Source organism: Streptomyces sp. NPDC001544 (assembly GCF_042894285.1).
Classification (GTDB): Bacteria; Actinomycetota; Actinomycetes; order Streptomycetales; family Streptomycetaceae; genus Streptomyces.
Genome location: NZ_JBIAVN010000016.1, coordinates 53,822 through 63,146, shown reverse-complemented (window position 1 = coordinate 63,146; position 9,325 = coordinate 53,822). Strand labels below are relative to the sequence as shown.

The window sequence follows — 9,325 nt, the reverse complement described above, 5'->3', positions numbered from 1 at the left end:
TCGTGGCGGACGACGGCGCGCCGGAGGAGGCGTACAGGCTCGATCCGCTGGCGCTCACCTTCGGCCCCGGGGGGACCAGGCCGAGCGCGCAGAGCCTCCGCGACCTGTACGGGTACGCAGGGAAACTGGCCCTGCTCGCCGCCGAGCACCACCGCGGGAACCGCGGGAACCGCGAGGCCGTGGGCGGCCCGATGGCGCTGACCCTCATCGGCGCCGAGACCTGCCGGCCCGGCGTCAGGCATGACCGGTCCGTCGCCGAGCGGCGCGTCGACAGGGTCCACAGCATCCTGTACTCGACCGTCAACGCCGGTTTCGCGGAAGCCTTCGAGGGACGACGGCCACGCCCCCCTGGCAGCGCCACTGACGCTCACCACGCTGGTGGCGCCGCCCGCCGGGCAGGCCGCCGCGGGCGACGGCCGGTGACGCACGGCGGCGTTGCGGCAGGGGGGGGCCGCCCGGACGGCCCGGTCGCCGGTCGGGGCTGGATGTTCTCGCACGGCCGGCGCACCGGGCAAGGGGGGCTCTCGCAGTACCCGGATCACCAGGGTCTCCCCGGACGGCCCGGTCGCCTGCCAACCTGTTCGAGGCGGAGACGCGCAAGGCGGCCGCCCGGGAAGCCGCCCCAGGCGCCCCCCGTCAGTCCGATTCAGCTGCACCCGGGCGCGCGACCGTGGCAGCACATGCTTCCACCACAGAAGAGACGAAGACCCATGGCGGACAACCATTCCACCACTCACGCAGACCTTTTCGAGCTGAGGGGGAAGTACGCACTTGTCACCGGCGGCACCAGAGGTATCGGGTTGATGATGGCCCGCGGCCTTCTTCAGGCGGGCGCCCACGTCGTCATCAGCTCACGCAGTGCGGACACGTGCGCGGAGGCACAGCGTCTGCTGTCCGAATTCGGCGACGTTCGGGCAATCCCCGCCGACCTGTCCAGGCACGACGAGTGCCAGCGCCTCGCCGATCTCGTCAAGGGCGACTCGGAACGCCTGGACATCCTCGTCAACAACGCGGGAGCGATGTGGCGCGAGCCGCTGGAGACGTTCCCGGACGAGGCCTGGGACGCAGTGATCGACCTCAACCTCAAGTCGCCGTTCTGGCTGGTGCAGGCGCTGCTGCCCGCACTTCGCAGGGCCGGCACCGCCGACGATCCCGCGCGGATCATCAACATCGGCAGTATCGCCGGGGGCATTCACGTCGCCCAGGCACCCAACTACTCGTACGCCAGCAGCAAGGCGGCACTCCATCAACTCACCAGAGTGCTTGCCCGGGAGCTGGGCCCGCAGCACGTCACGGTGAACGCGGTAGCACCGGGAGTGTTCCCGTCGCAGATGACGGGGCCCACGCTCGATGCCGTCGGCGACACGATCGCGGCGGCGGCCCCTCTGCGCCGGCTCGGCCGCGACGACGACATGGCGGGTATCGCCGTGTTTCTCGCCGGCCGGGCCGGGTCCTACCTGACGGGCACCATCATCCCGGTGGACGGCGGTATCGCGACGACCGCAACGGGCACCCCCTAGGTGTGCTGTCCGCACAGCACACCCAGGCCCTGTCGTTTGGATCACCCCGGCGTCGCGGGGTCTGGCGTCGGCGCGAGCCTTTGCCGGCGGCCGACGGACCGCGACGACGTCGTCACGAACCCCCCATCCGTCAGTGCCTAGATCTCGGCGGCCATCGTCTGTCGGGTGGCCGCCCACGACGCCAGTAGCGCCAGACCGTCAGCGGTCGGTGTGCCCGCGGCGGCGGTGTAGACGTTCAGGTACAGGCCGGGTTCGGCGGCCAGTTCGAGGGGCTCGACGTCCAAGTCGAGCTGGCCCACGATCGGATGGCGCAGACGCTTGCGGCCGGACCGGTGCAGCCGCACGTCCTGGGATGCCCACCGCTGCCGGAACAGCTCACTGCACGTCGACAGTTCGCCGACCAGGGCGGTCAGCTCCCCGTCGCGTGGATTGCGGCCGGCTTCCATGCGGAGCTTCGCGGCCATGGTGCCGGCGATTCGGTCGTAGTCGACAAAGAACGCCTGGGCCGCCTCGGGGTTCAGATAGACGAACCGCGCCGTGTTCGCGGGCCGCCGCGAGTCGACCGGCATCGGTGAATACAGCGCGCGAGCGAGTCGGTTCATGGCGAGCACGTCACAACGGCCGTTACCGATCAGGGCCGGCGCATCGGAGATCGCGTCGAGCACCTGCCGCAGCGTCGAGCGCACCGTCACGGCAGGACTCCGCCGGCGTGTGCCGCTGGGCGCGCCGGATCGGCGCGCGAGGTGGAACAGGTGCTCGCGCTCCGCCTCGTCGAGTTGCAGGGCGGAGGCCAACGCCTCGAGCACGCCGTCGGAAGTACCAGCGAGGCTGCCGCGTTCCATGCGCACGTAGTAGTCGACCGACACCCCTGCCAGTAGCGCTACTTCTTCGCGGCGCAGACCCTTGACCCGACGGTTGCCGCCGTAGGCGGTCAGGCCTGACTGCTCGGGTGCGATGCGGGCGCGACGCGAGCTCAGAAACTCCCGGATCTCGGCGCGTAGCTCCTTCATAGCCATCTCCGCACTGTAAGCCGGTCGTGCACACGGAGGGAGGTACTGCCGGTACCCCGACGACCGGCGTTGTCCGAGCAGGCACTCACGCTGGTCGTGCCCGCTCCGCCCACCCGGTCCGCTCGGCAGCCGGAGGTGTCGGTACAGACGGGAAGACCCGCGGTCCTTCCGTGCCGCTTTCGCTCAGCGGCCCGCCACGAAGCGCGAGGCCGCTCCTAGAGTCATCGGCGGTGCCATCCGGCACGGTCCTTCCAGCGGGTGCCCCTGCGGGGACGGTGGCCTTCCGGGGTGCGCACCGGTTACCCGAGAACTCCCGGGAGAACGCGATGAGCATCCTTGACTCGCCCCCTGGCCGCGAACGGGACGTGTGCTCGGTGGCCGCACCGCTTTGGACGCCTGGCGGTGCCGGATACCGGGTGCAGCCCGTACCGGACGCCGCCGCGCGGATCGTCCCGACGGGTGGACGGGGCATCGCCTTGGACCGCCTCCGGTTGTGGCGCACGTACGGAGACCGGTACCGCGAGGCGATGGCCGACGCGGCACGGGCGCCGACCCAGCCCCCGGGTCCTGCGGGCGGCATCCGTCACGACCGTGTCAACGTCCTCGCCGACCTGGCGGCCGTCCACCTGTATCTGGCCGAGGAGTGGGAGAGACTCGACGAGGCGTTGTCCGGGGGAACGGCCGGCGGGCACCTGTCCCTCGCCCGGTGCCTCGCCTCGGGGCTGCGCCGGCTGGCCTCCTACCGCGGTCCGGCGATCGTACGCACCAGCACGGCCGGACCGGTGACGGAGTGGTACCGCGAGAACCGGTACGTCACGGAGCAGGGCTTCTGGGCGGCCTCGGCATCGGCGGCCGCGCTGCGTGCGGGCGGACCCGGCTTCGTCGTGTGGTCGCTGACCGCACGACGTACCGCGGCGGTCGCCCCGCACGCCCCGGAGCAGCTGATCTTCCTGCCCGGCACGCGGTTCAAGGTGCTGCGGGTGATCGACGGGCGGCAGCCCCTCGTGCTGCTGCGCGAACTGTTCCCGCCGGAGCCGGCCGGGGACCGGCCCGGTGACACCGGCGAGGACGGAGCCACGTGGCTGGACGAGAGCACGCTGGCCGACCTGGAGCGGATGACGGCCGGCTCGCGTACGGCGCACCGGTTCCTGCCGGTCGCCTCCGTGGCCGCCGGTCCGCGGGCGCGGCCCCCCGGACTGATCGTCACGTCACGGACCGGCAGGCACCCCGCTCCCTGAACCGCGGCTCATGCCCGGAGAGGAACAGACCGACGGAGAGACGGACATGGACGAACGAGCGGCAGTCCCGGGCGAGGAGACCGAACTCGATGACCCCGAGGAGTCGGAGGAGGCGATCAGGACCCTGCTCTGGGAGGCCTGGACGGCAGGGGGGCCGGCGGAAGGGACGGACAGGAAGCGGGGTCCCGTCGCGTCCTCCGCCCTGGGGCGTCGCGGACTCTCGTCCGAGCAGGCCGGGCCCGACGGCGAGTGATCACTCGGGCCTGGCGGCGATCAGCGGCTCCAGGAGGCGGAGCTGGACTTCGTAGGGGACGCGGGCAGCGGTGAGGTCCCACACGACGTGGTCGACGCCGAGTTCGGCGGCGCGGTGCAGGTCTGCTGCTACCTGGCCCACGGATCCGGACAACGGCCCGCGCCCGGCGTCGGCGAGGGGGGCTTCGGTGACGGGGGCGGTCACCCGGACGACGACGGGGCCGGGCCGGCCACCGACGGGAGCCGCTTCCCGGAAGAGTACGAGCTGGTGTTCCAGGGTCTTCCAGTCATGGATCACGGGATGCAGACCGAGCCCCATGCGGCCGGCCCGCTCGACGAGGGCGTCCGACCGGGGCACGACTGAGACGAGGATCGGTATCCCGCCCCGTTGCAGCGGCTTCGGGCCGACCTCCACCGCGGGTGTGCGGTGACAGTGTCCTTGAGAACTCACCGGATCGGGGCCCCAGTCGGCCTGTAGTGCTTCGATGAACCCGGCGAGATCGTCGCCACGACTCCGCACCGGGACGCATGCGGCTTCGAAGTCGTCGGCGGACCACCCCTGTCCCAGGCCGGCGAGGAGCCGTCCGCCACTGAAATGGTCCAGCGTCGACAGCCGCCGGGCGAGGACCACGGGAATGTGGAACAGGACGTCGACCGCGCTGGTGCCGAGACGAATGGCGCGCGTGTGGGCCGCGATGTAGGTCAGCGTCTCGATCGGGTCGAAAATGTGGGCGTCAGGCGACGTCGGGTACGTGCCTTTCCGCGGGAGACTGTGTGGCTCGAGGGGGCGGAGCAGGCGCTCGAGTGCCCACAGCGAGCCGTATCCCAGTGTTTCGGCGCGCTGGGCGAAGGCGACGAGCCTGGCCGGTGTGGCGTCGCGGCTGTAATGGGGCAGGCCCAACCCTAGCTGCACGAGTGCGGAACCTTTCCTTTCCTGCGAGCATTCCGGCACGCCGGCGTGCGGGCCTACCAGGCGACGGGAAGACGCAACGGCAGCCTGTTGACGTTCTCCCTCTGCCACTCGATCTCATGCGGGGGCACAGCCAGTTTCAGGCCGGGAAACCTCGCGAGGAGAGCCTTCAGGGCGGTCTCGATCTCCAGGCGTGCCAGCGGCTCGGCGGGGCAGCGATGCGTTCCCCATCCGAACGCCATGTGAGGGACCTTGGGGCGGTCCGGCTGTATGTCATCGGGATCCGGGAACTTCTCGGGGTCCCGGTTCGCCGCCATGTAGGAAACGTGCACGACGTCCCCGGACTTGATCATCTTGTCGCCGACCGTGACGTCCTCGAGAGCCACACGTGGTGTACCGACGCCACGCCGGAACGGTATGTACCGGAGCAGCTCTTCGAACGTCGCGGAGAAGTCGGCCTGTGCCTGCCGCATCAACTCCTCGTCGGACAGCAGGGTGAAGACGATGTCACCCCGGGGTGCCGGAGTGTGGCATCGATCGGCTGGACGATGTGCCGCTTCTGCACTCCGGTGTTCCCGATCATCCTGAGAACCGTGCTGAGTTTCTCGTGACTGCCGTGCAGTGTGCGGCACAGCTTCAGCGTTTCTTCCAGGCTGATCGTGTTCTCGGGTAACCAGAGCGCCGGCCTGCACAGGGTAGGAGCCATGAAGCTGCACCATTCGCTTTTTTGAACCGTGGGAAAGCGTTTCGGGCGAGAACAATAGTGATCCGGACGGGCGCAACTGGACCCTGGGTTTCCCCAAGAGTGCCAGGAACCGGGTAAATAGCGGCCATAACAGCGGCCTTCTGTGCCCCGGCGTACAGGAAGAAGAAGTAGGGAAAGGCAAAGATAAAACCTCAGCGCCCGCTCATGCTAGGGTCCCCACCGTCCGGACTGTGCGACCGGCCTGAGCTGTACGGTCTCCCTGCCTTCACGGGCAGAAGCGAGAGCCGAGAAGCTGGGCCCGCGCCACATTTCCGTGGGGCCACTCAGCTGCTGAACGACAGAGGACAGCCAGGTTCGGCAATATGCAGTCGACGTCCAGCGCACGGTTCGGGCGCTGATGCACACTCCCGGGGAAAAGTCGTCATGAACAACCTTGAGCCTTCGGTCCCGACGTCCATTGGCGGCTATCCGATACTCGGCCGGCTCGGCGTGGGCGGCATGGGGCAGGTGTTCTTGTCCCGTACGGCTTCCGGTCGGCTGCTCGCGCTGAAGACGATCCGCGACGATCTCAGTTCCGACCCGGGATTCGAGGAGCGGTTCGCCCGCGAGATACGTAACAGCGACCGCGTCCGTTCCCCGTGGACCGTGACCGTCGTGGACTACAGTGCCCCGGGTCAGCGCCCGCAGTGGCTGGCCACCGAGTACGTGCCCGCGCCGTCGCTCGCCGACTGGGTCTCGGCCCATGGACCGCTGCCGCGGCCCGCGTTGCTCTCGCTCGCCGCCGAACTGTGCGGCGCCGTGCGGGCCGTGCACCAGGCCGGCCTCGCACACCGGGACATCAAGCCCGGGAACGTCCTGCTGGCACGCGACCGTCCACGGTTGATCGACTTCGGTGTCGCACGGGCCGCCGACGACAGCAGGCACACCCGGGTCGGTGTCTCCGTGGGCTCCCCCGGATTCCTCGCACCGGACCAGGCTGTCGGCGGCGTCGCCGCAGCACCCGCGGACATGTTCTCGCTGGCCGCCCTGCTGGTGTACGCCGCGACCGGGCGCAGCCCCTTCGCGCGTGCGGGGGAGGACGTCTCCGCGGCCTCGCTGCTGTACCGAGTGGTCCACGAGGAACCCGACCTCGCGGGCGTCGACCCTTCGCTGGTGCCGCTGCTGAGCGCGTGCCTGGCGAAGGACCCCGCCGAGCGCCCGACCGCGGACCGGCTGAGCGGATGGCTGGCGGAGACCGGCGGCCGGATCGGGTCCTGGCCCCAGGAATGCCCCACGGCCCTCGCCGGAAGTGTCACCGAGGCCGAGCACGCCGCACGCACCGTGGTCGACCTGGCCCACAACTGCGAAACGCTTCCCGCCGGTCAGGAACCGCTGCCGGGGGCAGCCGCCCCAGCCGAGCCCGGCAGGCGCCGTCGGGCCGCCTGGCTGCTGACCACGGCCGTCGCCGCGGCCGCGGCCGTGGCGGCCGTGGTGGCCGCCGTCCCCTTCGGTACGCACCGTTCCGCGTCCGAGCCGTCCCCGTCCAAGCACGGGGGATCGTCCCGCTCCGCCGCCTCGGCGACCGCCAGTAGCCCCGCGACCGCCGGTGGCACCGCGACCGCCGGCAGCACGGAGTCTGCCCCGGCCCCCGAGCCGCAGCCGGCGGGCGGGGCGCTCAAGACCGTACAGGCCACGTTCGAACTGGCCGCAGGAGAGTCGGTGGGGGCCGGGGCCAGGACTCTGGTCATGCAGAAGGACGGCAACCTGGTGATCTACGACCAGGACGGCAAGGCGCGCTGGGCTTCGCTGACCCAGGGCGACGGCAACTCCGCCCGCTTCCAGTCGGACGGCAACCTGGTCGTCTACAACAGCCAGGGGCAAGCGATCTGGGCATCGCTGACCGATGGCCACCAGGGGGCGGTCCTTGTGTTCCAGACCGACGGAAACGTTGTGATCAAGTCCGGTGACACGGTGTTCTGGGCGGCGGGGACGCGGGACTGACGCCGTAGCCCTCCCCACCTGACAGTTCGTCAACTACCTTGCTGGTCATGGACCTCAGGCAGCAAACGGTCGCCGAGCTGATCGCCGCGCGGTGGGGCGACCACCGGCCGGGGCTGTGGTGCGAGGAGCAGGTGCTGACCCATCACGCGGTCGCGGCCGGGGCGGCGGCCCGCGCGGCCCTCCTGGCCGACCTGCTGCCGCCGCACGCCGAACCGCACGTCGGGGTGCTGCTCGACAACACCCCGGAGTTCCCGCTGTGGCTCGCCGCGGCCGCCCTGGCCGGCGCGGCGGTCGCCGGGATCAACCCCACCCGCCGGGGCCCCGAGCTGGCCCGCGACATCCTGCACACCGAGTGCCCGGTCCTGGTCACCGAGCGCGCCCACCTGCCGCTCCTCGCCGGGCTCGACCTGCCCGGGGTACGCCTCCTGGTCACCGGCACCCCGGAGTACGACGCCCTGCTCGCCCCGTACGCCGGCGCCGTACCCGACCCGTCCCGCGCCACCCCCGCCCACCGGCTGCTCCTCTACTTCACCTCCGGCTCCACCGGCGCCCCCAAGGCCGCGATCTGCTCCCAGGGCCGGCTGGCCGCCGCCGGGGAATCCCTCGCCGGACAGTTCGCGGTACGCCCGGACGACGTGCACTACATCTGCATGCCGATGTTCCACGGCAACGCGGTGATCGCCGACTGGGCGCCCGCCCTGGCCGCGGGAGCCGGGGTGGCGCTCAGACGGCGGTTCTCGGCTTCAGGCTTCCTGGCGGACGTGCGCCGCTACCGGGCGACGTACTTCACCTACGTCGGCCGGGCGGTGCAGTACCTCCTGGCCACCGAGCCGCGTCCCGACGACCGGGACAACCCGCTGCGGCTCGGCTTCGGCACGGAGGCCGGGGCGGTGGACGCGGCGGCCTTCGAGCGGCGGTTCGGGGTGCGGCTGGTGGAGGGGTACGGCTCCTCGGAGGGCGGGGCGGCGATCCAGTGGTCGCCGGGCACACCGTCCGGCGCGGTGGGGCGGGCGGCACCGGGCCTGGTCGTCCTCGACCCGGACACCTGCGAGGAGTGCCCGACGGCCGCCTTCGACGACGCCGGACGGCTGCTGAACGGGGACAGGGCCATAGGCGAGCTGGTCAACCGGGCCCCGAACCCCTTCGAGGGCTACTGGCGCAACCCGGAGGCGGAGGCCGAGCGGCGCAGGGACGGCTGCTACTGGACCGGCGACCTCTTCTACCGGGACACCGACGGCTACCTCTACTTCGCCGGCCGGGCCGACGACCGCCTCCGCGTCGACAGTGAGAACCTGGCCGCCGCGGTGATCGAGAACATCCTCGCCCGGTACGAGGGGGCGCGCGCCGTCGCCGTGTACGCGGTGCCGGACCCGGTGGCCGGCGACCAGGTGATGGCGACCCTGGCGGGGCACTTCGACCCCCTGGCCTTCGCCGGGTTCCTGCTCGCCCAGCCCGACCTGGGCACCAAGATGGCGCCCCGGTTCGTGCGGGTGGTGGAGCGGATGCCGGTGACCGCCACCAACAAGATCCGGCGGGCGGGGCTCAGACGGGAGGGCTTCCGGTGCGGCGATCCGGTGTGGTGGCGGCCACCCGGGGAGAGCGCGTACCGGAGGCTGACGGAGGACGACGTCGCGGGGCTGGTCGAGCAGTACCGGGAGCGGGGGCGGGAGGAGCTGCTGAACCGGTGAGCTGGAGGCTCCGGCCGCGTC

General features: G+C 71.2%; 8 protein-coding genes. 5 read left to right on the top strand and 3 right to left on the bottom strand.

Going from position 1 to position 9,325, the window contains the following annotated elements:
* Positions 1-710: 710 nt before the first annotated feature.
* Positions 711-1,520, top strand: coding sequence for an SDR family oxidoreductase (locus ACFY0F_RS30980; RefSeq protein WP_388801542.1), 810 nt, complete (start codon positions 711-713; stop codon positions 1,518-1,520).
* Between the two features lie 137 nt (positions 1,521-1,657).
* Here the strand turns inward: ACFY0F_RS30980 and ACFY0F_RS30975 are convergent, their stop codons facing one another.
* On the bottom strand, positions 1,658-2,536 hold the full coding sequence (locus tag ACFY0F_RS30975) for a helix-turn-helix transcriptional regulator (protein WP_388801539.1): 879 nt from the start codon (positions 2,534-2,536) through the stop codon (positions 1,658-1,660).
* A 320-nt stretch (positions 2,537-2,856) separates the two neighbouring features.
* On the opposite strand from ACFY0F_RS30975, the gene ACFY0F_RS30970 reads away from it, so the two are divergent.
* Both ACFY0F_RS30970 and ACFY0F_RS30965 read left to right on the top strand, forming a co-directional pair.
* The gene (locus tag ACFY0F_RS30970) at positions 2,857-3,768 is read left to right on the top strand and encodes a hypothetical protein (RefSeq protein ID WP_388801536.1); all 912 of its coding nucleotides are present in this window, start codon (positions 2,857-2,859) and stop codon (positions 3,766-3,768) included.
* A 46-nt stretch (positions 3,769-3,814) separates the two neighbouring features.
* Positions 3,815-4,021 carry a hypothetical protein gene (locus ACFY0F_RS30965; protein ID WP_388801533.1) on the top strand — a complete coding sequence of 69 codons (207 nt, stop codon included), beginning with the start codon at positions 3,815-3,817 and terminating at the stop codon, positions 4,019-4,021.
* Here ACFY0F_RS30965 and ACFY0F_RS30960 read toward each other — a convergent pair whose 3' ends face one another.
* Entirely contained in the window at positions 4,022-4,933 is a 912-nt protein-coding gene (locus ACFY0F_RS30960; protein WP_388801529.1) for an LLM class flavin-dependent oxidoreductase, read from the bottom strand. It lies immediately after the preceding gene.
* 53 nt (positions 4,934-4,986) lie between these two features.
* Entirely contained in the window at positions 4,987-5,403 is a 417-nt protein-coding gene (locus ACFY0F_RS30955; protein ID WP_388801526.1) for a cytochrome P450, read from the bottom strand.
* A 656-nt stretch (positions 5,404-6,059) separates the two neighbouring features.
* Here ACFY0F_RS30955 and ACFY0F_RS30950 point away from each other — a divergent pair.
* Positions 6,060-7,616, top strand: a complete 1,557-nt coding sequence (locus ACFY0F_RS30950; protein ID WP_388801524.1) for a protein kinase — start codon at positions 6,060-6,062, stop codon at positions 7,614-7,616.
* A gap of 47 nt (positions 7,617-7,663) precedes the next feature.
* Complete coding sequence (locus tag ACFY0F_RS30945; protein ID WP_388801521.1) at positions 7,664-9,304, top strand: AMP-binding protein; 1,641 nt, start codon at positions 7,664-7,666, stop codon at positions 9,302-9,304.
* The last annotated feature ends 21 nt before the right edge of the window (positions 9,305-9,325 follow it).